Annotated in this window: 22 protein-coding genes; 13 read left to right on the top strand and 9 right to left on the bottom strand. The window is 67.7% G+C overall.

Going from position 1 to position 23,837, the window contains the following annotated elements; genetic code table 11:
* Nucleotides 1–96 precede the first annotated feature (96 nt).
* A complete protein-coding gene (locus DIE17_RS15730) occupies nt 97–321 on the bottom strand; it encodes a cysteine-rich CWC family protein (protein WP_124486691.1) in 225 nt (74 codons plus the stop codon).
* Between the two features lie 356 nt (nt 322–677).
* On the opposite strand from DIE17_RS15730, the gene argB reads away from it, so the two are divergent.
* From argB to DIE17_RS15775, 7 genes are all read left to right on the top strand, one after another.
* Nucleotides 678–1,577 (top strand): acetylglutamate kinase, encoded by a 900-nt coding sequence (argB, locus tag DIE17_RS15740; RefSeq protein WP_006490510.1) that lies wholly within the window; start codon nt 678–680, stop codon nt 1,575–1,577.
* Nucleotides 1,574–2,365, top strand: coding sequence for an HAD-IA family hydrolase (locus DIE17_RS15745; protein ID WP_124486692.1), 792 nt, complete (start codon nt 1,574–1,576; stop codon nt 2,363–2,365). The genes argB and DIE17_RS15745 overlap by 4 nt, the downstream gene beginning before the upstream one ends.
* Entirely contained in the window at nt 2,332–2,994 is a 663-nt protein-coding gene (gene slmA / locus DIE17_RS15750) for a nucleoid occlusion factor SlmA (protein ID WP_124486693.1), read from the top strand. The genes DIE17_RS15745 and slmA overlap by 34 nt, the downstream gene beginning before the upstream one ends.
* Before the next feature lie 416 nt (nt 2,995–3,410).
* Nucleotides 3,411–4,556: a homoserine O-acetyltransferase gene (locus tag DIE17_RS15760; protein ID WP_044847831.1), complete on the top strand. Its 1,146-nt coding sequence runs from the start codon at nt 3,411–3,413 to the stop codon at nt 4,554–4,556.
* Nucleotides 4,553–5,161, top strand: coding sequence for a methionine biosynthesis protein MetW (gene metW / locus DIE17_RS15765; protein WP_044847830.1), 609 nt, complete (start codon nt 4,553–4,555; stop codon nt 5,159–5,161). The genes DIE17_RS15760 and metW overlap by 4 nt, the downstream gene beginning before the upstream one ends.
* A 119-nt stretch (nt 5,162–5,280) precedes the next feature.
* Nucleotides 5,281–6,702 (top strand): AmpG family muropeptide MFS transporter, encoded by a 1,422-nt coding sequence (locus tag DIE17_RS15770; RefSeq protein ID WP_124486695.1) that lies wholly within the window; start codon nt 5,281–5,283, stop codon nt 6,700–6,702.
* Nucleotides 6,692–7,735: a M48 family metallopeptidase gene (locus tag DIE17_RS15775; protein ID WP_124520554.1), complete on the top strand. Its 1,044-nt coding sequence runs from the start codon at nt 6,692–6,694 to the stop codon at nt 7,733–7,735. Before DIE17_RS15770 ends, DIE17_RS15775 begins: the two co-directional genes overlap by 11 nt.
* Nucleotides 7,736–7,799: 64 nt before the next feature.
* Here the strand turns inward: DIE17_RS15775 and DIE17_RS15780 are convergent, their stop codons facing one another.
* Nucleotides 7,800–8,744 carry an AraC family transcriptional regulator gene (locus tag DIE17_RS15780; protein WP_044847827.1) on the bottom strand — a complete coding sequence of 315 codons (945 nt, stop codon included), beginning with the start codon at nt 8,742–8,744 and terminating at the stop codon, nt 7,800–7,802.
* A 228-nt stretch (nt 8,745–8,972) separates the two neighbouring features.
* Between DIE17_RS15780 and DIE17_RS15785 the strand changes: the two genes are divergently transcribed.
* Nucleotides 8,973–10,025, top strand: a complete 1,053-nt coding sequence (locus tag DIE17_RS15785; protein WP_124520555.1) for an NAD(P)-dependent alcohol dehydrogenase — start codon at nt 8,973–8,975, stop codon at nt 10,023–10,025.
* A gap of 104 nt (nt 10,026–10,129) precedes the next feature.
* Here the strand turns inward: DIE17_RS15785 and DIE17_RS15790 are convergent, their stop codons facing one another.
* The 5 genes from DIE17_RS15790 to gatC form a co-directional block, all read right to left on the bottom strand.
* Complete coding sequence (locus tag DIE17_RS15790) at nt 10,130–10,903, bottom strand: exodeoxyribonuclease III (RefSeq protein ID WP_044847825.1); 774 nt, start codon at nt 10,901–10,903, stop codon at nt 10,130–10,132.
* 49 nt (nt 10,904–10,952) lie between these two features.
* Complete coding sequence (locus DIE17_RS15795) at nt 10,953–11,792, bottom strand: polyphosphate kinase 2 family protein (protein WP_124486698.1); 840 nt, start codon at nt 11,790–11,792, stop codon at nt 10,953–10,955.
* A gap of 126 nt (nt 11,793–11,918) precedes the next feature.
* Nucleotides 11,919–13,394, bottom strand: a complete 1,476-nt coding sequence (gatB, locus tag DIE17_RS15800; protein ID WP_044847823.1) for an Asp-tRNA(Asn)/Glu-tRNA(Gln) amidotransferase subunit GatB — start codon at nt 13,392–13,394, stop codon at nt 11,919–11,921.
* 3 nt (nt 13,395–13,397) lie between these two features.
* The gene (gene gatA, locus DIE17_RS15805; protein WP_124486699.1) at nt 13,398–14,888 is read right to left on the bottom strand and encodes an Asp-tRNA(Asn)/Glu-tRNA(Gln) amidotransferase subunit GatA; all 1,491 of its coding nucleotides are present in this window, start codon (nt 14,886–14,888) and stop codon (nt 13,398–13,400) included.
* Nucleotides 14,889–14,957: 69 nt separating this feature from the next.
* The gene (gene gatC / locus DIE17_RS15810) at nt 14,958–15,257 is read right to left on the bottom strand and encodes an Asp-tRNA(Asn)/Glu-tRNA(Gln) amidotransferase subunit GatC (RefSeq protein ID WP_006407213.1); all 300 of its coding nucleotides are present in this window, start codon (nt 15,255–15,257) and stop codon (nt 14,958–14,960) included.
* A gap of 368 nt (nt 15,258–15,625) precedes the next feature.
* Between gatC and DIE17_RS15815 the strand changes: the two genes are divergently transcribed.
* From DIE17_RS15815 to rodA, 5 genes are all read left to right on the top strand, one after another.
* A complete protein-coding gene (locus tag DIE17_RS15815; RefSeq protein WP_004189550.1) occupies nt 15,626–16,669 on the top strand; it encodes a rod shape-determining protein in 1,044 nt (347 codons plus the stop codon).
* Between the two features lie 139 nt (nt 16,670–16,808).
* Entirely contained in the window at nt 16,809–17,882 is a 1,074-nt protein-coding gene (gene mreC, locus DIE17_RS15820; RefSeq protein ID WP_124520556.1) for a rod shape-determining protein MreC, read from the top strand.
* Nucleotides 17,879–18,391, top strand: a complete 513-nt coding sequence (gene mreD / locus DIE17_RS15825; RefSeq protein ID WP_009687274.1) for a rod shape-determining protein MreD — start codon at nt 17,879–17,881, stop codon at nt 18,389–18,391. Before mreC ends, mreD begins: the two co-directional genes overlap by 4 nt.
* A 109-nt stretch (nt 18,392–18,500) precedes the next feature.
* On the top strand, nt 18,501–20,786 hold the full coding sequence (mrdA, locus tag DIE17_RS15830) for a penicillin-binding protein 2 (protein ID WP_124486701.1): 2,286 nt from the start codon (nt 18,501–18,503) through the stop codon (nt 20,784–20,786).
* 11 nt (nt 20,787–20,797) lie between these two features.
* Nucleotides 20,798–21,946, top strand: a complete 1,149-nt coding sequence (rodA, locus tag DIE17_RS15835; protein WP_044847360.1) for a rod shape-determining protein RodA — start codon at nt 20,798–20,800, stop codon at nt 21,944–21,946.
* Nucleotides 21,947–22,047: 101 nt separating this feature from the next.
* On the opposite strand, the gene DIE17_RS15840 is transcribed toward rodA, so the two are convergent.
* Together DIE17_RS15840 and DIE17_RS15845 are read right to left on the bottom strand one after the other, a co-directional pair.
* Entirely contained in the window at nt 22,048–22,827 is a 780-nt protein-coding gene (locus tag DIE17_RS15840; RefSeq protein WP_124520557.1) for a tetratricopeptide repeat protein, read from the bottom strand.
* Nucleotides 22,824–23,609, bottom strand: a complete 786-nt coding sequence (locus DIE17_RS15845) for an HpcH/HpaI aldolase/citrate lyase family protein (protein ID WP_044847358.1) — start codon at nt 23,607–23,609, stop codon at nt 22,824–22,826. Before DIE17_RS15845 ends, DIE17_RS15840 begins: the two co-directional genes overlap by 4 nt.
* Nucleotides 23,610–23,837 lie beyond the last annotated feature (228 nt).

The raw sequence follows: 23,837 nt of genomic DNA on the forward strand, positions 1-23,837 counted from the left end.
TTAGCGCCCGGCGCCTCTACCGGGGGCCGGATCGGTGGGGACGAACGGAGCACCGGGCGAGCCGGCGTCGCATCGGGTTGCACGGGCCGGCAACCGTCAGCCGGCCGCACCGGTCATGCGTTGCGCGATCTCGTCGGCGAGGCACTCCGGACAGCGGCAACGCGTACCGGCTGCCGACGGCGCGCCGCCGGGCAGGGCCGGCATCGATGCACACCAGCACTCGAACGGCTGCGTGCCGGCGCCGCAGTCGAAGCCGCGCCCGCAGTGCGGGCAACGCGCTCGGCGCGGGGTCGAACGGGCGGCGGCGGCGGAATCGGTCATGGCTCAAGCGTGAAAGCGGGCATGCACGTCGCCCTACGCGACAAGCATAGCGCGGCGCACGGATTTTGCACGTCTGCCGTCCGGCCGATGCGTGCCGCCGACACCGCGCCGCACGCGGCGCACGTCGCCCCGCTCGCGCCGCCGGCGCGGGGGTCGGCGCAGGGTTCGGCGTGGGGTTCGGCGTGGGGTTCGGCGCAGGGTCCGGCGCAGGGTCCGGCGCCATGGCCGACGGGCCGCCGCGCGTGGCGCCGGGCCCGCGCGATCGGCCGTCCGGCCAGCCCAAAAACCCGATGCTGCGCTGCGCCACTCCTGTACAATTCGCCCTGTTTCAACCGTTCCCAGCCAGAGCCGCCGCCATGTCCGAGCCCATCGACCTCTCGCAGATCGCCCCCACGCTGAAGGCAGAAATCCTCGCCGAGGCGCTGCCGTACATCCGCCGCTACCACGGCAAGACCGTGGTGATCAAATACGGCGGCAACGCGATGACGGAAGAGCGGCTCAAGCAGGGTTTCGCGCGCGACGTGATCCTGCTGAAACTGGTCGGCATCAATCCGGTGATCGTCCACGGCGGCGGCCCGCAGATCGATCATGCGCTGAAGAAGATCGGCAAGGCCGGCACCTTCATCCAGGGCATGCGCGTCACCGACGAAGAAACGATGGAAGTCGTCGAATGGGTGCTGGGCGGCGAAGTCCAGCAGGACATCGTGATGCTGATCAACCACTTCGGCGGCCATGCGGTGGGCCTGACGGGCAAGGACGGCGGCCTGATCCATGCTCGCAAGCTGCTGATGCCGGACCGCGACAATCCGGGCCAGTACATCGACATCGGCCAGGTCGGCGAAGTCGAGGCGATCAACCCGGCGGTCGTGAAGGCGCTGCAGGACGACGCATTCATCCCGGTGATCTCGCCGATCGGCTTCGGCGAGGACGGCCTCTCATACAACATCAACGCCGATCTGGTCGCGGGCAAGCTCGCCACGGTGCTGAACGCCGAGAAGCTGCTGATGATGACCAACATCCCCGGCGTGATGGACAAGGACGGCAACCTGCTGACCGACCTGTCGGCGCGCGAGATCGACGCGCTGTTCGAGGACGGCACGATCTCGGGCGGCATGCTGCCGAAGATCTCGTCGGCGCTCGACGCGGCGAAGAGCGGCGTGAAGTCGGTGCACATCGTCGACGGCCGCATCGAGCACTCGGTGCTGCTGGAAATCCTGACCGAGCAGCCGTTCGGCACGATGATCCGCTCGCATTGAGCGCGCGCCGCAAGACCACCCGCCCCGACCTGCCGGCGTCGCTGCGACGCCGGCGCATCTCCCGCAGCCGGCCGCGCGCCGGCTCGCCTGTCTGGCTGTTCGATCTCGACAACACGCTTCACCACGCATCGCACGCGATCTTCCCGGAGATCAACCGCGCGATGACGCAATACATCATCGACACGCTCCACGTCGGGCGCGTCGAAGCCGATCGCCTGCGCACCGGCTACACGCAGCGCTACGGCGCCGCGCTCCTCGGCCTCACGCGCCACCATCCGATCGATCCGAACGACTTCCTGCGGGTCGTGCACACGTTTTCCGACCTGCCCGCGATGCTGCGCGCCGAGCGCGGCCTTGCGCGCATCATCGCCGCGCTGCCGGGCCGCAAGTTCGTGCTGACCAACGCGCCCGAGAACTACGCGCGCGCGGTGCTGCGCGAGCTGCGCATCGAACGCCTGTTCGAGCGCGTGATCGCGATCGAGCACATGCGAGACCGGCGTGCGTGGCGCGCAAAGCCCGATCACACGATGCTGCGCCGCACGCTGCGCGCCGCGCACGCGCGGCTCGCCGACGCGATCCTCGTCGAGGATACCCGCAGCCACCTGAAGCGCTACAAGCGCCTCGGCATCGGCACCGTATGGATCACGGGCCACCTTCCGGGTCATCTGCCGAACATCGGCCGGCCGCATTATGTCGACCAGCGCATTCGTTCGTTAAAATCGCTGCGACTGGGCACACGATCGGGGCGACAAAAATGCAGCCGACTTACCCGCAGGACCAAGCCGTAACGGAAGACCAGGCCACGCCGTCCCGCCCGCGCCCGAAGCCGGGCGAGCGGCGCGTGATGATCCTGCAGACGCTCGCCGCGATGCTGGAGGCGCCGAAGCCCGAAAAAATCACGACGGCCTCGCTCGCGGCCCGGCTCGACGTGTCGGAAGCCGCGCTGTACCGGCACTTCTCCAGCAAGGCGAAGATGTACGAAGGGCTGATCGAGTTCATCGAGCAGGCGCTGTTCGGCCTCGTCAACCAGATCGTCGCGAAGGAGCCGAACGGCGTGCTGCAGGCACGCACGATCGCGCTGACGATGCTCAATTTCGCCGCGAAGAACCCCGGCATGACGCGCGTGCTGACCGGCGAGGCGCTGGTCGGCGAGGACGAGCGGCTCACCGAGCGCGTGAACCAGCTGCTCGACCGGATCGAGGCGACCGTCAAGCAGTGCCTGCGGGTCGCGCGCACCGAATCCCAGGCGCCCGACGGCGCGGCGCCGTTCGTGCTGCCGGCCGATTACGATCCCGCCGCGCGCGCAAGCCTGCTCGTCAGCTATGTGATCGGCCGGTGGCATCGCTTTGCCAAAGGCGGGTTCCAGAAGCCGCCCGGGGAACAGGCCGATGCGCATTTGCGGCTGATTCTGCAGTGACGCGCGCTTCCATCCGACTCGGCACGACCGGACAAGTGAGCCAGCGCTTCTCGATATCGGCCAGCCTCCGCGCGGAAGGCAACCTGTCCGACTACTCGGTGGCCACGGGGCAATTCACGGCAAAGTACCGCTGCTGGTAACGGGCCAGCGGGCCGCACGCCCCGATGCAATCCGCCTCCGGCGGAATTCCGCTATACTTTGCCGACTTGCCGCCCCCTTGGCGGCAGGCCGGAAGCGCGCCGATTTGCTGACTCGATTGCGGGCGCGCGAACCGGCCGGGGCCTTGACGCGTCGATGCGTCGTTCCCCGGCGGTTCACTACAAATGCGGCTAAAGAGGTCGTCAGCCGCGCACCTTCGACTCCGCGCCTCGCCGACACCATTTAGCCGCCCAGTCATATGGCATAAGGCGGAACGAATGGAATCGATCGGCATCGTCGCTCCACAGACCATGCACTTCGCCGAACCGCTGCGCTTGCAAAGCGGCAGCGTGATCGGCAACTATCAGCTCGTCGTCGAGACGTACGGCGAGCTCAACGCCGCGCGCTCGAACGCGGTGCTCGTCTGCCACGCGCTCAACGCGTCGCACCACGTCGCCGGCGTCTACGCGGACGATCCGCGCAGCACCGGCTGGTGGGACAACATGGTCGGCCCCGGCAAGCCGCTCGACACCAACCGCTTCTTCGTGATCGGCGTGAACAATCTCGGGTCGTGTTTCGGCTCGACCGGCCCGATGAGCATCGATCCGTCGACCGGCAAGCCGTACGGCGCGCGCTTCCCCGTCGTCACCGTCGAGGACTGGGTGCACGCGCAGGCGCGCGTCGCCGACGCATTCGGCATCGAGCGCTTCGCCGCCGTGATGGGCGGCAGCCTCGGCGGGATGCAGGCGCTCGCGTGGAGCCTGATGTATCCGGAGCGCGTCGCGCACTGCATCGACATCGCGTCGACACCGAAGCTGTCCGCGCAGAACATCGCGTTCAACGAGGTCGCACGCTCGGCGATCCTGTCCGATCCCGACTTCCACGGCGGCGACTACTACGCACACGGCGTGAAGCCGAAGCGCGGCCTGCGCGTCGCGCGGATGATCGGCCACATCACGTACCTGTCCGACGACGACATGGCCGAGAAATTCGGCCGTGCGCTGCGCCGTGCGGACGGCGCGCTCGACGCGTACAACTTCAGCTTCGACGTGGAGTTCGAGGTCGAGTCGTACCTGCGCTATCAGGGCGACAAGTTCGCCGACTACTTCGACGCGAACACCTATCTGCTGATCACGCGCGCGCTCGACTACTTCGATCCGGCGAAGGCGTTCGACGGCAACCTGACGGCCGCGCTCGCGCACACGCAGGCGAAATACCTGATCGCGAGCTTCTCGACCGACTGGCGCTTCGCGCCGGCGCGTTCGCGCGAGATCGTGAAGGCGCTGCTCGACAACAAGCGCACGGTCAGCTACGCGGAAATCGACGCGCCGCACGGCCACGACGCGTTCCTGCTCGACGACGCGCGCTATCACAACCTGCTCCGCGCGTATTACGAACGAATCGCCATCGAGGTGGGGGCATGAACCAGCAAGCACTGAATTCCCTGTCCGCCCGCGCGGACTTCCGCGCGATCGCCCGCTGGGTCGAACCGCGCGCGACCGTGCTCGACCTCGGCTGCGGCGACGGCTCGCTGCTGTCGCTGCTGTCGGAAGAACTCGACGTGTCCGGCTACGGGATCGAACTGAACGACGCGGGCGTGCTCGCCAGCGCGAAGAACGGGATCAACGTGATCCAGCAGAACCTCGAGGACGGCCTGCGCCTGTTCGAGGATCACAGCTTCGATTTCGCGATCCTGTCGCAAACCCTTCAGACGATCCACCAGACGGCCGCGATCCTGCGCGAAACCGCGCGCGTCGGACGCGAATGCATCGTGTCGTTCCCGAACTTCGGCTACTGGGCGCACCGGTTGTCGGTGCTGCGCGGCCGGATGCCGGTGTCGAAGTCGCTGCCTTACCAGTGGCACAACACGCCGAACGTCCGGGTGCTGACGATCAAGGATTTCGAGGCGCTCGCGCCCGAAGTCGGCGTCACGATCCTCGACCGCATCGTGCTGCACGAAGGCCAGCCGATTCGATGGGGAGCGAACTGGCGTGGTAGTCTTGCTGTCTATCGCGTCAAGCGCAGCTGAGCCGGGGGGCCGTTGACGGACGCCGACGGCCCGCACGCACGTACGGCCGCGCTCCTGTGCTACCCGCGCCGCCGCCTGCGCTGCCGCCGCCATCAGTCAACGCTACCCAGTTTCCGTCCATGTCCAAAACGCCACACGAGGCGCCCGCACTCACCGCTCACGAGGATCACCCCGGCTGGCGCGCCTATCTGAACACGCACATGCTGATCTGCGTGTTCCTGGGCTTCACGTCGGGGCTGCCCCTGTTCACGCTCGTCTACCTCGTGCAGGCATGGCTGCGCTCCGAGGGCGTGAACCTGAAGGAAATCGGCCTGTTCGCGCTGATCCAGTTCCCGTATACGTGGAAGTTCCTGTGGGCGCCGCTGATGGACCGCTACATCCCGCGCCTGCCCGGCTGGCGGCCGGGCCGCCGGCGCGGCTGGATGCTGCTCACGCAGGTGCTGGTCGCCGGCGCGATCGCCGCGCTCGGCTTCGTGTCGCCGCGCGACTCGATCTGGACGGTCGCCGCGCTCACGACGCTCGTCGCGTTCTTCGGCGCAAGCTCCGACATCGTGATCGACGCCTATCGCCGCGAACTGCTGCGCGACACCGAGCAAGGCCTCGGCAACGCGGTGCACGTGAACGCATACAAGCTCGCCGCGCTGATCCCCGGCTCGCTCGCGCTGATCCTGTCCGACCACATGCCATGGGACGCCGTGTTCGCGCTCACCGGCGCGTTCATGCTGCCGGGCATCCTGATGACGCTGCTCGTGCGCGAACCGGAAGTCGTCGGCGCGCCGCCGCGCAACCTGCGCGACGCGATCGTGCTGCCGTTCCGCGAATTCATCCAGCGCGACGGCTGGAGCGGCGCGCTGCTCGTCATCGCGTTCATCTTCCTGTTCAAGATCGGCGACACGATGGCCACCACGCTGTCGACGTCGTTCTTCCTCGACATCGGCTTCACGCGCACCGAGATCGGCATCGTCGCGAAGACCACCGCGCTCGTCGCGAGCGTCGCCGGCGGCATCATCGGCGGCGTCTGGCTCGTGAAGATCGGGATCGGCCGCGGGCTGTGGATCTTCGGCGCGCTGCAGATGGTGTCGACGCTCGGCTTCGCATGGCTCGCGCAACTCGGCCCCGGCTCGCCGGTGCTCGCGATGCTGTACGACTTCACGGTATCGACGAGCCATGCGATCGCGGCGGCGCTGTCCGTGTTCGGCGTCGCGGTCACGCCGCAATTCAGCCCGATGACGGTCGCGCTCGCGATCGTCTACGGCGTCGAAACCTTCACGACCGGCCTGACGATGGCCGCGTTCGTCGCGTATATCGCGAGCACGACCGATCCGCGCTACACGGCCACGCAGTTCGCGCTGTTCACGAGCCTCGCGTCCGTGCCGCGCACCCTCGCATCGGCCGCGAGCGGCTTCATCGTCGCGAAGATCGGCTGGTTCGACTACTTCATCGTGTGCACCGCGCTCGCGATCCCCGGCATGCTGCTGCTGTTCAAGATCGCGCCGTGGAACGGCACCGCGCGCAACGGCGAGGCCAGCCGTGCGCAATGACCGCCTGCATCGCGTGGCGCGCGTCGCCGCCGCGCTGGGCGTCGGCTTCGCGACGCTTGGCGCGGCGGGAAGCGCTCATGCGTCCGACACCGTTGCGGCCATGGCCGGCTCCGCGCCCGCTGCCCCGGCATCGCCGTCCACACCGGCTGCATCCGCTCCCCCGCCTGCAGCCGAAGCCGCGCAGCCGACCGGCGCCGCCGTGCCCGCGAAAGCCTATACGCCGGCGCCGCAGCAGGTTCGCTACGGCAATGCGATCGCGTTCCGCACGCTGATCCCGTCGCCGCTGCTCGAACAACTCACCGCGAACGAATACGCGCAGATCGTCCAGGCCGCCGCCGACAGCGACCGCCTGCTGCCCGCGAACCAGCCGCGCGTGAAGCGGCTGCGCGCGATCGTCATGAAGCTCGCGCCGTATTCGGTGAAGTGGAACGATCGTGTGAAGAGCTGGGCGTGGGACGTCAACGTGATCCGCTCGCGCGACATCCGCATCACCTGCCTGCCGGGCGGCAAGGTGCTCGTGTACGGCGGGCTGCTCGATCGCGTCCGCCTGAACGACGACGAGTTCGGCGTGCTGATCGCACACGGCATCGCGCATGCGCTGCGCGAACACGCGCGCAGCAATTTCAGCGCGACGTCGCAAACGTCGCTGCGCGCCGCCACGCTGCCGCCGCTGTTCGGCGTCGGCGATCCGTTGCCGCAGGCGCTGAACCTCGGCGAACGCCTGCAGACGCTGCGCTACGACCCGACCGACGAAACCGAAGCCGACGTGATCGGCGGCGACATCGCCGCCCGCGCGGGCTTCGATCCGCGCGCGGCGATCACGCTGTGGGACAAGCTCGCGGCGGCGACGCGCGCGAACAAGACGTCGGGCTTCATCTACATGCATCCGTACAGCGCCGCGCGGCGGCAGGATCTGCTGAACCGCCTGCCGGACCTGATGCCGCTGTATGCGAAGGCGACGGCCAAACGCGTCGACACGCTGCCCGACTACGCGGGCATCAGCGCGCAGCGGCGCAAGGTCGTACGGCGCTGAGCGCCGCACCCGGCGGCTTCCCCGGGAATCACCGGCACGCATCACCGGCGCACGAGGCCAGGCGCTACGCGCCGACTTCCGACTCGACCGGCCGGCTGCCGATTTCGCGCATCCAGCGTACTTCGTCTCCCGGGCTGCGGCCGAACAGCCGCTTGAACTCGCGGCTGAACTGCGACGCGCTCGCATAACCGACCCGTGCCGACGCCGCACCCGCGCCGAGACCGTCCTGCACCATCATCAACCGGGCCTGGTGCAGGCGCGCGGCCTTCACATACTGCATCGGCGACGTCGCCGTCACGTGCTTGAACTGCGCGTGGAACACCGCAACGCTCATCCCGGCCTCGCGCGCGAGCGTCTCGACGTCGAGATCGGCCTTCAGGTCCGCATGGATGCGCCGCAGCGCCTTCGCGATGCGGCCGAAATGATGCTGCTGGACGAGCGCCGCCCGAATCGCGTCGCCCTGCGCCCCCGTCAGCACGCGGTATGCGATCTCGCGCATGATCGCCGGCCCGAGCACGCACGTGTCGTGCGGCGACGCGAGCGCTTCGAGCAGCCGCACCACCGCGTCGGCGAGCGGCGCGTCGAGCGGCGTCGAATAGACGCCGTGCGGCTCGCTGACTGAAGCACCCAGCGTCTCGTCGAGCAGGATCGCGAGCTCGGCGATCACCGCGAGATCGACGCGGATCGAGATCGCGAGAAACGGCTCGTCCATGCTCGCGAAGGTCTCGCATTCGAACGGTAGCGGCACCGACAGCACGAGATACTGCTGCGCGTCGTAGACGAACGAGCGGTCGCCGAGATAGCCGAGCTTGCGGCCCTGGCACACGACGATGATGCTCGGTTCGTACAGCACCGGCATGCGCGGCACGGGGCGGTTCACGCGGAAGAAGCGCACGCCGTCGAGCGCCGCCGGCGTATCGCCCTCGTTCGGCGCGAGACGCGCATGCAGCTCGATCATGCGGCGCCGCACACGGTCGCCCGTGTCGTCGAAAAGGGGTTGGAAGCTCACGGGCGTCGTCATGTCCGGCAAGAGAATCAGGCTCGCAATGTAGCACCTTGAAAGCGTTTTGACGGCCGTTCGCGTGCACTTCGAGAGGAATAGGCAAATCTTCGAGACCTTCGTGTATTTCGCCGACGCGGCCCGCTCCTTACGATGGGCACCTGTCTCGCCGCGTCGCCACATGATGCGGCGGCAGTCTGATTCGCCGGACTTTTTGCCGGACAAGGAGCCCCCTGCATGAGCACAACCTACGCTTACGCGGCGACCGACGCGCGCTCGCCGCTCGCCCCGTTCGAATTCCAGCGCCGCGCGCTGCGCGACCTCGACGTCCAGATCGAGGTGCTCTACTGCGGCGTCTGCCACTCGGACCTGCACCAGGCCCGCAACGAATGGCGCAACACGATCTACCCGGTCGTGCCGGGCCATGAAATCGTCGGCCGCGTGACCGCGACCGGCCCGCAAGTGTCGCGCTTCAAGGTCGGTGAGCTGGTCGGCGTCGGCTGTCTCGTCGATTCGTGCCGCACCTGCCCGAGCTGCGCGGAAGGCCTCGAGCAGTATTGCGAGAACGGCTTCGTCGGCACCTACAACGGCCAGGACCGCGTGACCGGCGACGTCACGTACGGCGGCTATTCGACGCAGCTCGTCGTCGACGAGGCATTCGTGCTGCGCGTGCCCGAGACACTCGACCCGGCCGGCGCCGCGCCGCTGTTGTGCGCGGGGATCACGACCTATTCGCCGCTGCGCCAGTGGAACGTCGGGCCCGGCAAGAAGGTCGGGATCGTCGGCCTCGGCGGCCTCGGTCACATGGGCGTGAAGCTCGCGCGCGCGATGGGCGCGCACGTCGTGCTGTTCACGACGTCGCCGTCGAAGATCGAGGACGGCAAGCGTCTCGGCGCGCATGAGGTCGTGATCTCGAAGGACGAAGCGCAGATGAACGCGCACCTGAACAGCTTCGACTTCATCCTGAACACGGTCGCCGCGCAGCACGACCTGAATCCGTTCCTGCACCTGCTGAAGCGCGACGGCACGATGACGCTCGTCGGCGCGCCGGAGCACGACCATCCGTCGCCGCAGGTGTTCAACCTGATCTTCAAGCGCCGCCGCCTCGCGGGCTCGCTGATCGGCGGGATCGCGGAAACGCAGGAAATGCTCGACTTCTGCGCGGAGCACGGCATTACGTCGGATATCGAAACGATTCCGATGCAGCAGATCAATGCCGCTTACGAGCGGATGCTGAAGAGCGACGTGAAGTACCGGTTCGTGATCGACATGGCGTCGATCAAGCAGTAAGCGACGCACCAAACGAAACGGGGCCGCATGTTCGACATGCGGCCCCGTTTTGCGTCCGGCGACCGGACGACTCGACGGCGACGCGCAGCGCGTCGCGCCGACGCTCACTTCTTGTAGTCGTAATCGACCGTCAGCGGCGCGTGATCGCTGAACTTGATGTCCTTGAAGATCGACGTGCGCTTCGCGGTGCCGGCCACGCCCGGCGTCGCGATCTGGTAATCGATCCGCCACCCGACGTTCTTCGCGTACGCCTGGCCGCGATTGCTCCACCACGTGTACTGCTCGGGGCGCGGATCGAGCGTGCGGAACACGTCGACGTAGCCGACATCGTCGAACAGCTGCGTGAGCCACGCGCGCTCTTCCGGCAGGCAGCCCGAATTCTTCTGGTTGCTCTTCCAGTTCTTGATGTCGATTTCCTTGTGCACGATGTTCACGTCGCCGCACAGGATCACCTCGCGCTTCTTCTTCAGCTCGGCGAGGTGCGGCATGAACTCGTCCATGAAGCGGTACTTCGCCTGCTGGCGCTCTTCGCCGCTCGAGCCGGACGGCACATACACCGACACGACCGACAGCTTGCCGTAGCGCGCCTCGACGTAGCGCCCCTCGGAGTCGAATTCGCTGCTGCCGAAGCCGATGATCACGTCATCGGGCTCGTGGCGGCTGTACACGCCCGCGCCGCTGTAGCCCTTCTTCTCGGCGTGATGGAAGTAGCTCCTGAAGCCGTGCGGCTCGACGAATTCGGCCGGCAGGTCGTCGGCCGATACCTTGATTTCCTGCACGCACACGCAGTCGGCATTCTGTTCGCCGAGCCATTCGAAGAAGCCCTTCTTCGCGGCGGAGCGGATGCCGTTCAGGTTGGCGGTAATCACTCGCATCATGTCGGGTTCCGTTGTTCAGTTCAGTTCGATGTGGTTGCAGGTTCGCAGCCTAGCGGATCTTCACGCCTTCGAGTTCCGGCTTCGGCGGCGGGAATTCGAGCTTCATGTCGGTCATCGTGCGCAGCAGCAGCTCGGCGATCATCACGTTGCGGTGCGTCTTCGAGTTCGCCGGGATCACGTACCACGGCGCATGCTCGGCCGACGTCGCGGCGAGCGCATCGCGGTACGCCGACTGGTACGCCTCCCAGTGCTTGCGCGCGTCGAGATCGGCGATGTCGAACTTCCAGTGCTTGGTCGGATCGTCGATGCGCGCCTGCAGCCGCTCGCGCTGCTCGTCCTTCGAGATGTGCAGGAAGCACTTGACGATCGTCGTGCCGTTCTCGAACAGCATCGTCTCGAAATCGCGGATCTGCCGGTAGCGGCGCTCGCATTCCTTGTCATCGATCGCGCCGATCACGCGCGGCACGAGCACGTCTTCGTAGTGGCTGCGGTTGAAGATCGCGAGCTCGCCCGCGGCCGGTACCTGCGCATGCACGCGCCAGAGGAAGTCGTGCGCGGCCTCGATCGGCGTCGGCGCCTTGAACGACACGACGCGCAGGCCGAGCGGATCGACCTCGCGGAACACGGCGCGCACGGTGCCGTCCTTGCCGCTGGTATCCATCCCCTGCAGCACGAGCAGCACGCGCTTCTTCTGCTGCGTGTGCAGGCGCTCCTGCTGGACGTCGAGCTCGGTCGATACGGCCGACAGCCGTTCGCGGTCGGCGTCCTTCGACCCCGACGAAAACGGCTTCGCGGCCGGATCGAACGCATCGAGCTTGAATGCGGCAGCTTCCTTCTCGCGCGTGCTGTACGGCACGCGGAAATCGTCGAGCGACGGTTGTTTCGCCATTCGTTCCTCCGTTGGACGGTGCGATGCACACGCGCACACGATAACGCATGCACCAAAACGACGGGCCGCCCCGAACAGGTTCGGCGGCGGCCCGTGGTCAGGCGCGGTTCAGGCGCGCGGCCATGCTCAGCCGAGTTTCTTCTTCAGCAGCTCGTTGACCTGCTGCGGATTGGCCTTGCCCTTGGTCGCCTTCATCGCTTGGCCGATCAGCGCGTTGAACGCCTTTTCCTTGCCGGCGCGGAACTCCTCGACCGACTTCGCGTTCGCCGCCAGCACCTCGTCGATGATCGCTTCCAGCGCGCCGGTGTCGGAAATCTGCTTCAGGCCCTTCGCGTCGATGATGCGGTCGGCCGCGCCTTCGTCGGTCGCCTTCTCGTCCCAGATCGTCGCGAAGATTTCCTTCGCGATCTTGTTCGAGATCGTGCCGTCGGCGATGCGCTGCAGCACCAGCGCAAGCTGCGCGGCCGACACGGGAATCGCGTCGATCTCGATGCCGTCGCGGTTCAGCTGCGACGACACGTCGCCCATCAGCCAGTTCGCGGCGATCTTCGCGTTCGCCGCGCCGGCCTTCGCGACCACCGCCTCGAAGTAGGCGGCCATCGCCTTGCTCGACGTCAGCACGCCCGCGTCGTACGCGGACACGCCGTACTGCTCGACGAAGCGCTGCTGCATCGCGGCCGGCAGCTCGGGCATGCCGGCCTGCACGCGCTCGACCCAGTCACGGCCGATCACGAGCGGCATCAGGTCGGGGTCGGGGAAGTAGCGGTAGTCGTGCGCGTCTTCCTTGCTGCGCATCGAACGCGTCTCGCGCTTGTCCGGATCGTAGAGGCGCGTTTCCTGCACGACTTCGCCGCCGTCCTCGATCAGCTCGATCTGGCGGCGCACTTCGTAGTTGATCGCCTCTTCAAGGAACCGGAACGAGTTCAGGTTCTTGATCTCGGCACGCGTGCCGAACTTTTCCTGGCCGACCGGGCGCACCGACACGTTCGCGTCGCAGCGGAACGAGCCTTCCTGCATGTTGCCGTCGCAGATGCCGAGCCACACGACGAGCGCGTGCAGCGCCTTCGCATACGCGACGGCCTCGGCCGCGCTGCGCATTTCCGGCTCGGTGACGATCTCGAGCAGCGGCGTGCCCGCGCGGTTCAGGTCGATCCCGGTCATCCCGGCGAAGTCTTCATGCAGCGACTTGCCCGCATCTTCCTCGAGGTGCGCGCGGGTCAGGTTGACGGTCTTCTCGTACGCTTCCTTGCCGGCCTTTTCGTTGGCGGGCACCTGGATCGTGATCTGGCCGCCCTGCACGACCGGAATCTCGTACTGGCTGATCTGATAGCCCTTCGGCAGATCGGGGTAGAAGTAATTCTTGCGCGCGAAGATGCTGCGCGGCGCGATGGTCGAGCCGATCGCGAGGCCGAAGCGGATCGCGCGCTCGACCGCGCCGCGGTTCAGCACCGGCAGCACGCCCGGCAGCGCCAGGTCGACCGGGCAAGCCTGCGTGTTCGGCTCCGCGCCGAACTGCGTCGACGCGCCCGAGAAAATCTTCGAGACGGTCGACAGTTGCGCGTGCGTCTCGAGACCGATGACGACTTCCCATTGCGTAGTCATTGCTTACACCCCTGCCGGAACTTGCTTGTGCCAGTCGGTCGCGCGCTGGAACGCGTCGGCGACCTGCAGCATCCGGGCTTCGTTGAAATAGTTGCCGATGATCTGCAGACCGACCGGGCGCTTCGCGTTCGCGCCGGCGCCGAAGCCGCACGGCACGCTCATGCCGGGCAGACCGGCGAGGCTCACCGACAGCGTGTAGATATCCGCGAGATACATCTGCACCGGATCGTCGCCCTTCGCGCCGAGATCCCATGCGACCGTCGGCGACGCCGGGCCCATGATCACGTCGCACGACTTGAACGCTTCCTGGAAATCGTTCGCGATGATGCGGCGGATCTTCTGCGCCTGCAGGTAGTACGCGTCGTAGTAGCCGTGCGACAGCACGTAGGTGCCGACCAGGATCCGGCGCTTCACCTCGGGGCCGAAGCCTTCGGCGCGCGACTTCTTGTACATGTCGAGCAGGTCGCCGTACTGCGCGGCGCGGTGGCCGAAGCGCACGCCGTCGAAACGCGACAGGTTCGACGATGCTTCCGCCGGTGCGATCACGTAGTACACGGGGATCGACAGTTCCGTCTTCGGCAGCGACACCGGCACGAGCGTCGCGCCGAGCGCTTCATACTGCTTGAGCGCCGCGTCGATCGACGCGCGCACGTCGTCGGCCAGACCATCACCGAAATACTCGTTCGGCAGGCCGATGCGCAGCCCCGCGAGCGGCTTGCCCGCATCGTTGCCGGCCGCCCACGGCTGGCCGAGGTGACGCGTGAAATCCTCGTCGTCGCGCTCGAGGCTCGTCGAGTCGCGCTCGTCGAAGCCGGCCATCGCGTTCAGCAGCAGCGCGCAGTCGGACGCGCTCTGCGCCATCGGGCCGCCCTGGTCGAGCGACGACGCGAACGCGATCATCCCGTAGCGCGACACGCGGCCGTAGGTCGGCTTGATTCCCGTTACGCCCGCGAACGACGCGGGCTGGCGGATCGAGCCGCCGGTGTCGGTGCCGGTCGCGGCCGGCGCGAGGCGCGCGGCGACGGCCGCCGAGCTGCCGCCCGAGCTGCCGCCCGGCACGGCGTTCGTGTCCCACGGGTTCTTCACCGCGCCGAACGCCGAGTTCTCGTTGGACGAGCCCATCGCGAACTCGTCCATGTTGGTCTTGCCGAGCGTGACCATGCCGGCCGCCTGCAGGCGGGCGACGACGGTCGCGTCGAACGGGCTTTCGTAGTTCGCGAGCATCTTCGAGCCGGCGGTCGAGCGCCAGCCGCGCGTGACGAACACGTCCTTGTGCGCGATCGGCAGGCCGGTCAGCGCGCCGCCCGCGCCGCGCGCGAGCTCGGCGTCGGCGGCCTTCGCCTGCGCAAGAGTGAGGTCGGCATCGACATGGACGAACGCGTTCAGGTCGCGTGCCGCGTCGATCCGTTTCAGGTAGAGCTGCGCGAGCTCGACGGCCGAGCATTCCTTGGCGGCGAGCGCGGCGCGCAGTTCGGTCAGGCTTTTTGCGTGCATTGAGTGGTTTTCCTGGGAATTCTGGGTGGCGCGCGGCGCAGGCCGGCCGGCGCGCTTCTCATCGAATGCTTACTCGATCACCTTCGGCACGAGATAGAGGCCGTCCTGGACGGCCGGCGCCGGACGCTGGTTGTCGTCGCGATTGACGACTTCCGTCACGGCGTCGTCGCGCAGGCGCTGCGCGACTTCCTGGATCTGTTCGATCGGGTGGGCGAGCGGCGCGATGCCGGCGGTGTCGACCGCCTGCATCTGCTCGACGAGGCCGAAGAATTCATTGAGCTGGCCGAGCGTATGCTCGGCGTCGGCGTCGGCCATTTCGAGTCGCGCGAGGTGCGCGATGCGTTTCACATCGGTCAGGGTCAGGGCCATGCGATCACCGGAAAAACAAGGCTGCGCAGCGCATCGAAAAGCGCGCTGCGGCGGGGGGTTGGAGGGTACGATCCCACCCTCAAAAATCAGGGCCGAAGCGGCAAAAATACCGTCCGTTTCGATTCAAATACCGCGAAATTATAAGGTATCATTACGCGTTCGACCCAAACCCGGCAGCCTTTTCCCGCACCGTTTCGCCCCGCTTCGGCAAGCCGTGCGTGCTTCGTGCGATTCCCGGTAGACATCACTCGCAGCTTCGTGCGCCGCGGCGGCCGCTTCCGCCACGCTTCCCGAGGCTGTTATTTTTTCCGCTGCCCGCCCTCAGCGTTCGCTATGCAGGGCCGGCCCAGAGCGAAACAGGATTCTGAATGTTCGGTTTTTTGCGCAGCTACTTCTCCAACGACCTGGCGATCGACCTCGGCACCGCAAACACCCTGATCTACATGCGCGGCAAGGGCATCGTGCTCGATGAGCCGTCGGTCGTGTCGATCCGCCAGGAAGGCGGCCCCAACGGCAAGAAGACGATCCAGGCAGTCGGCAAGGAAGCCAAGCAGATGCTCGGCAAGGTGCCGGGCAACATCGAGGCGATCCGCCCGATGAAGGACGGCGTGATCGCCGACTTCACCGTCACCGAGCAGATGATCAAGCAGTTCATCAAGACGGCGCACGAGTCGCGCATGTTCTCGCCGTCGCCGCGCATCATCATCTGCGTGCCGTGCGGCTCGACCCAGGTCGAGCGCCGCGCGATCAAGGAAGCCGCGCACGGCGCCGGCGCATCGCAGGTCTACCTGATCGAGGAGCCGATGGCGGCCGCGATCGGCGCCGGCCTGCCGGTGTCGGAAGCCACCGGCTCGATGGTCGTCGACATCGGCGGCGGCACCACGGAAGTCGGCGTGATCTCGCTCGGCGGCATCGTCTACAAAGGCTCGGTGCGCGTCGGCGGCGACAAGTTCGACGAAGCGATCGTCAACTACATCCGCCGCAACTACGGGATGCTGATCGGCGAACAAACCGCCGAGGCGATCAAGAAGGAAATCGGCTCCGCGTTCCCGGGCTCCGAAGTCAAGGAAATGGAAGTGAAGGGCCGCAACCTGTCGGAAGGCATTCCGCGCAGCTTCACGATCTCCAGCAACGAAATCCTCGAAGCGCTGACCGATCCGCTGAACCAGATCGTGTCGTCGGTGAAGATCGCCCTCGAGCAGACGCCGCCGGAACTCGGCGCCGACATCGCCGAGCGCGGGATGATGCTGACGGGCGGCGGCGCACTGCTGCGCGACCTCGACCGCCTGCTCGCGGAAGAAACCGGCCTGCCGGTGCTCGTCGCCGAAGATCCGCTCACCTGCGTCGTACGCGGTTCGGGCATGGCGCTCGAACGCATGGACAAGCTGGGCAGCATCTTCTCGTACGAGTGATCGACGAGTGATCGCCTAAGCAGTCCCGTTTGATATGGCGCACCCGCGGCGTGGCCGGATCGCTCGTTCAGAACGAACCGCCACGCCGTTCGCGCGTCTGAGCATTATTTAACCGATCGCCACGCGCCCGGCGCCGACCATGGAATACAGTCCGCCGCCCCTCTTCAAGCAAGGTCCGCCCGCGCTCGCGCGGCTCATCTTCTTCGTCGCCCTCGCCATCGCGCTTCTCGTATCGGACGCGCGCTTCAGCACGCTCGAAATCGTCCGCGGCGTGCTCGGCACCGTGCTGTACCCGCTGCAGCGCGCGGCGCTCGTGCCGCGCGACCTGTTCATGGGCGCGGCCGACATCGCCGTCACCGGTGCGTCGCTGCGCCACGAGAACGACGCGCTGCGCAAGCGCAACCTGCAGCTGTCCACGCAGGCCAACCAGGCCGCGGTGCTCGCGCAGGAGAACACGCATCTGCGCGCGGTGCTCGAGCTGCGCCAGCACATCGCGACGCATTCGACGCCGGTCGAGATCCAGTACGACACCAGCGACCCGTTCACGCAGAAGATCGTGATCGGCCAGGGTTCGCAGCAGGGCATCCAGAACGGCGCGCCGGTCGTCAGCGAGGACGGCGTGATCGGCCAGGTCACGCGCGTGTTCCCGCTGCAGGCCGAAGTCACGCTGATCACCGACCGCGATCTCGCGATTCCCGTGCAGGTGCTGCGCACCGGCCTGCGCAGCGTGATCTACGGCACGCCGAAGGGCGATTCGCTCGACCTGCGCTTCGTGCCGACGAGCTCGGACCTCGTCGCGGGCGACGAGCTCGTCACGAGCGGCCTCGATGGCGTCTATCCGCCGGGCCTGCCGGTCGCGAAGGTCGCGAAGGTCGACAAGCTCGCCGATACCGCGTTCGCGCGCGTGACCTGCGCGCCGGTCGCCGCCGTGCGCGGCGCGCGGCAGATGCTCGTGCTGCATTACCAGAACGATGTCCCGCCGCGCCCGGCCGAGCCCGAGCCGGCCGACAAGAACGCGAAGGGCAAGAAGGGCGCCAAGGCCGCCTCGAAGGGCGACAAGGCCGAGAAGGCCGACGCGAACGCGAAGCCGGCCGCCGCGGCCGCACCCGGCGCGAAACCGGCGCCGGCTGCACCTGCCGCCCCCGCCGCTCCGGCCAAGCCCGCCGCCGCGCCCGCGAAGCCCGCGGCCGGGCAACCAGGAGCCCAGCGATGAACCGCCCGCAATACATCCTGCAGCCGGTCAACCCGTACTTCATCGTCTTCAGCCTCGCCGCCGCGTTCCTGCTGAACCTGATGCCGTGGGGCCGCCTGCCCGGCGTGCCCGACTTCGTCGCGCTCGTGCTGCTGTTCTGGAACATCCACCAGCCGCGCAAGGTCGGAATGGGCGTCGCGTTCGCGCTCGGCATCCTGATGGACGTGCATGACGCGGGGCTGCTCGGCGAGCATGCGCTCGCCTATACGCTGCTGTCGTACGGCGCGATCACGATCCACCGCCGCGTGCTGTGGATGCCGATCGGCGTGCAGGTGCTGTACGTCACGCCGCTGCTCGTCGTCGCGCAGCTGGTGCCGTTCGTGATCCGCCTCGTGATGGGCGCCGCGTTTCCCGGCTGGCGCTATCTGGTGGACGGCTTCGTCGAGGCCGCGCTGTGGCCGATCGCGAGCCACCTGCTGCTGATGCCGCAACGCCGCCCGGTCGACCCGGACGATACGCGCCCCATCTGAGCCGGACCGACCTTGAATACCCGCCGCCCCCACGCCCGCGCGCCGCGCTCCGGGGCGGCTCCTCGCCCGCGCGCGCTCGCCGCGCACGGGCCAGATCGATCGTAACCGCATGACCGAATTCAACGACACCCAACAGCAGCTCTCGAAGTTCCGCCTGCGCGTCGCGGCGGCGGGCGTGTTCGTGTTCGTCTGCTTCGGGCTGCTCGCGAGCCGCTTCTTCTACCTGCAGCTGATGCAGCACGGCAAATACGCGCTGCAGGCCGAGGAAAACCGCATCTCGGTCGCGCCGATCGTGCCGAACCGCGGGATCATCACCGACCGCAACGGCGTGGTCCTCGCGAAGAACTATTCGGCCTACACGCTCGAGATCACGCCGTCGAAGCTCGACGACACGCTCGACAACACGATCGACAAGCTGTCCGAGATCATCCCGATCGACGCGCGCGACCGCCGCCGCTTCAAGAAGCTGCAGGAAGACTCGAAGAACTTCGAGAGCCTGCCGATCCGCACGCGCCTCACCGACGCGGAAGTCGCGCGCTTCACCGCGCAGCGCTTCCGCTTTCCCGGCGTCGACGTGCGCGCGCGGCTGTTCCGCCAGTACCCGCTCGGCATGACGGCCGCGCACGTGATCGGCTACATCGGCCGGATCTCGAAGCGCGACCAGGATCGCATCGACGCGATGAGCGACGACAACGACAGCGACCAGGAACACTACGATCCGCGCCGCGACGCGAACAACTACAAGGGCACCGACTACATCGGCAAGATCGGCGTCGAGCAGAGCTACGAAACCGAGCTGCACGGCCTCACGGGCTTCGAGGAAGTCGAGGTGACGGCCGGCGGCCGGCCCGTGCGCACGCTGTCGCGCACGCAGGCGACGCCCGGCAACAACCTCGTGCTGTCGCTCGACATCGCGCTGCAGCAGGTCGCCGAGCAGGCGTTCGCCGGCAAGCGCGGCGCGCTCGTCGCGATCGAGCCGAAGACGGGCGACGTGCTCGCGTTCGTGTCGTCGCCGAGCTTCGACCCGAACTCGTTCGTCGACGGCATCGACCAGCAGACCTGGGACGAACTGAACAACTCGCCCGACAAGCCGCTCCTGAACCGCCCGCTGCACGGCACCTACCCGCCCGGCTCGACGTACAAGCCGTTCATGGCGCTGGCCGGCCTGACGCTCGGTAAGCGCACGCCGGGCTGGGGCTTCCAGGATCCCGGCTACTTCACGTTCGGCGGGCACACGTTCCGCAACGACGTGCGCTCGGGCCAGGGCTGGGTCGACATGAACAAGGCGATCATGGTGTCGAACGACACCTACTTCTACATGCTCGCGCGCGATCTCGGCGTGAACGCGATCGCGAACTTCATGAAGCCGTTCGGCTTCGGCCAGATCACCGGCATCGACATCCAGGGCGAGGCGCGCGGGATCCTGCCGTCGACCGACTGGAAGAAGAAAGCGTTCAAGAAGGCCGCGCAGCAGAAGTGGTTCGACGGCGAGACGATCAGCCTCGGGATCGGCCAGGGCTACAACTCGTACACGATCCTGCAGCTCGCGCATGCCACCGCGACGCTCGCGAACAACGGCGTCGTGATGAAGCCCCACCTCGTGAAGGAAGTCGAGGATCCGATCACGCGCGGGCGCCACCTGACCGTGCCGAAGGAAAGTGAAACGATCCCGCTCAAGCAGGCCGACATCGATGTCGTGAAGCGCGGGATGGAGAACGTGATCGAGAATCCGTCCGGCACCGCGTACAAGGTGTTCCGCGGCGCGTCGTACCTCGCGGCCGGCAAGACCGGTACCGCGCAGGTGTTCTCGCTGCAGGGCTCGAACTACAAGGGCCACCTGCTCGCCGAGCACCTGCGCGACCACGCTCTGTTCATCGCGTACGCGCCGGTCGACCATCCGCAGATCGCGCTCGCGCTGGTCGTCGAGAACGGAGGCTGGGGCGCGCAGGCCGCGGGCCCGATCGCGCGCCGCGTGCTCGACTTCTATCTCGTCGAGCGCCAGAAACCGGAGAACGAGGCGGCCGCCGTCGCCGCCGCCGCGTCGGCGACCGAGCCGATCAGCGCACCGGTGATCGGCGATGCCTCGAAGGCCGTGTCCGTCGCGGCCGGCTTCAAGGCGCTGCCGCAGCCCGTCGTGCCGGCCGCGGCCAGCGCGGCGGATGCGGCATCGGCCGCGTCGGCGCCCGATGCGTCGGGTGCGGCCGCGGCAAGCGCGGCGCAGCCCGCCGACGCGAGCGCCGCGGCGCCGAGGGCCGCGAGCCTGCCGCCGATCCGGCGCCCGCACCGGCCGCGCCGGCCCGCCAGCGACGCGCAGCCGCTCGCCGCCGCGCCGCGCGACGACAACTTCCGTGTCACGGCCTCCGCGAAAGCGGTGAACGCCGGCACCGCTCATTAACGGAGAAAGGCATGCAATTCGACAAGCGCGCCTGGCTCGACAAGATCAAGCAGATGTTCGCGGGCTTCGACCGCCCGCTCGCCCTCATCGTGTTCCTGCTGCTGTGCGTCGGCATCGTCACGCTGTACAGCGCGTCGATCGACATGCCGGGCCGCGTCGAGGATCAGCTGCGCAACATCCTGCTGACGTTCGTGCTGATGTGGGTGATCGCCAACATCCCGCCGACGACACTGATGCGCTTCGCGGTCCCGCTCTATACGTTCGGGGTCACGCTGCTGGTCGCCGTCGCGCTGTTCGGGATGACCAAGAAGGGCGCGAAGCGCTGGCTGAACGTCGGCGTCGTGATCCAGCCGTCGGAAATCCTCAAGATCGCGACACCGCTGATGCTCGCGTGGTACTACCAGCGCCGCGAAGGCGGGCTGCGCTGGTACGACTTCATCGCCGCGTTCGCGATCCTGCTGGTGCCGGTCGGCCTGATCGCGAAGCAGCCCGACCTCGGCACGGGCCTGCTCGTGTTCGCGGCCGGCTTCTTCGTGATCTACCTCGCGGGCCTGTCGTTCAAGCTGATCGTGCCGGTGCTCGTCGCGGGCGTGATCGCGGTCGGCTCGATCGCCGTGTTCGAAGAGCGCATCTGCCAGCCCGAAGTGCAGTGGCCGCTGATGCACGACTACCAGAAGCACCGCGTGTGCACGCTGCTCGATCCGACCTCCGACCCGCTCGGCAAGGGCTTCCACACGATCCAGGCCGTGATCGCGATCGGCTCGGGCGGCGCGCTCGGCAAGGGCTACCTGAAGGGCACCCAGGCCCACCTCGAATTCATTCCGGAGAAGCACACCGACTTCATCTTCGCGGTGTTCTCGGAAGAATGGGGGCTCGCCGGCGGCCTCGTGCTGCTGACGCTGTACATGGCGCTGATCGCACGCGGACTCTATATCGCCGCGCAGGGCGCGACGCTGTTCGGCCGGCTGCTCGCGGGCTCGCTCACACTCGCGTTCTTCGTCTACGCATTCGTCAACATCGGGATGGTGAGCGGCGTGCTGCCCGTCGTCGGCGTGCCGTTGCCGTTCATGAGTTACGGCGGCACCGCACTCGCGACGCTCGGTGTCGCGATCGGCATGATCATGAGCGTCGGGCGACAGCGGCGGTTGATGAAGAGCTGACGGCGCGGCGCGACACGGCACGCAGTCGCAAGTAATGAAAAACGGCGCCTCGGCGCCGTTTTTTCGTTCTGCGCGTATCGCATGGCGCCGGCGCTGCCTACTCACTGCGGTGGCGTCGCGCGCGGGCTCCCATGATCCGCACCGGCGCCCGATGCAGGCTCCTGCGCCTTGAGCCGCGCGCTCAGTTCCTTGAATTTCAGCCCGGCCGTCTCGTCGCCCTGCGCGGCCGCGGCCGCGTAATACGCGCGCGCGATGTTCAGGTTCTGCGTGACGCCGTCGCCACCGCGCTCGTAGAACGACGCGGTCACGTACTGCGCGGTCGGCTCGCCCGCGTCGGCCGCCTGCTTGTACCACTCGAACGCCCGCCGGTTGTCGCGCGGCGTGCCGCGCCCGTCGAGGAACTGGTTCGCGAGCGACAGCTCGGCCTGCACGTGCCCCTGCTTCGCCGCGCGCAGGAACCAGCGGTGCGCTTCGGCCGGGTTGCGCGCAACGAACTCGCCGTCGTCGAACATGCGCCCGTACACGTACTGCGCATGCGACATGTTCGCGTCGGCCGCCCGCTTCAGCCAGCGCAGCCCTTCGTCGACGTTCGCGGTCACGCCGACACCCGTGAGCAGCATCATCGCGTAGTTGAACTGCGCGAGCCGGTCGCCGCGTTCGGCCGCGTCGTGGAACTGCACCAGCGCCGCGCGATAGTCGCCCGCGTTGTAGTCGGCCACTGCGGATTGCGTCTCGCGCGCCGGGTCCGGCTTCGCGTGCGGCGCATTCTGCGCAACCGCCGCGACGCATACGGCCCACAGCCCGAGCAGCGCGCCGATCCGCCCGCGTACACCGGCCGCAAGCCGCACACCATCGTGCCCCGCGCCGTCGCCATCGTTCATGACCGCACCTCCTGCAATGCCTGGCGCGTCGCACGCAGCAGCCAGCTCACGTCGGCCGACAGCGTGATCATCCGGAAGCCGGCCTCGCGATACTGGCGCGCGGTTGCGGTATCGCTCGCAAAGATGCCGACCGCGACGCCGGCCTGCTTGCCGGCCGCGAGCACGCGCGCGATCGCGGTTTCGACGTCCGGATGGCGGCTGTCGCCGAGGTGCCCGAGGCTTGCCGCCAGATCGGCCGGGCCGACGAACAGGCAGTCGACGCCCGGCGTCGCGGCGATCCGCTCGACTTCGTCGATACCGCGCGCCGATTCGATCTGCACGATCACCGCGACCTGCGCGTTCGCCGTCTGCAGGTAATCGCGGCGCATGCCGAACGCCGCCGCACGCACCATGCCGGCCACGCCGCGCAACCCGTCGGGGGAATCCGGCGACGGGAAGCGCGTGAGCCGCACCGCGTGCGCGGCCTCGTCGGGCGTCTCGATGCACGGGAACATCAGCGTGCGCGCGCCGGCGTCGAGCGCGCGCTTCACGAGCCACGGCTCGCGCCCCGGCACACGCACGACGGGCTCGCTCGGCAGGTGCGCGGCGGCCAGCGCGCGCAGTTGCGACGCGACGTCGCGGCTGTCGTTCGGCGCATGCTCCATGTCGATGCAGAGCCAGTCGTAGCCGGCGTGGGCGAGCGCTTCCGCGGCCGAATCGCAGCCGAGCGACAGCCACAGGCCGTACAGCGGCTCGTCGCCGTCGTGCAGGCGTTGTTTGAGGGAATTGGTGAGCGTGCTCATCGATACGGGCTCCTGGACGGAACGGCAATCGAACGGGACAAGCAACGGGCGAAGCGGGCGCAATGCGCCGGGCCGCGATGCCCGGCGGCGCCGGACCGGGCCCTGGAACGTCAGTCGGTCGTGAGCAGCGGATCTGACAGCGCGGGCCGCGCGATGTCGCACGGATGCGTTTTCCGGTGCCACGCAACGATCATAGCGCGGCGTCACGCGGAATGTGGGAACAGGCGG

This window comes from Burkholderia sp. Bp9099 (assembly GCF_003857805.1).
GTDB lineage: Bacteria > Pseudomonadota > Gammaproteobacteria > Burkholderiales > Burkholderiaceae > Burkholderia.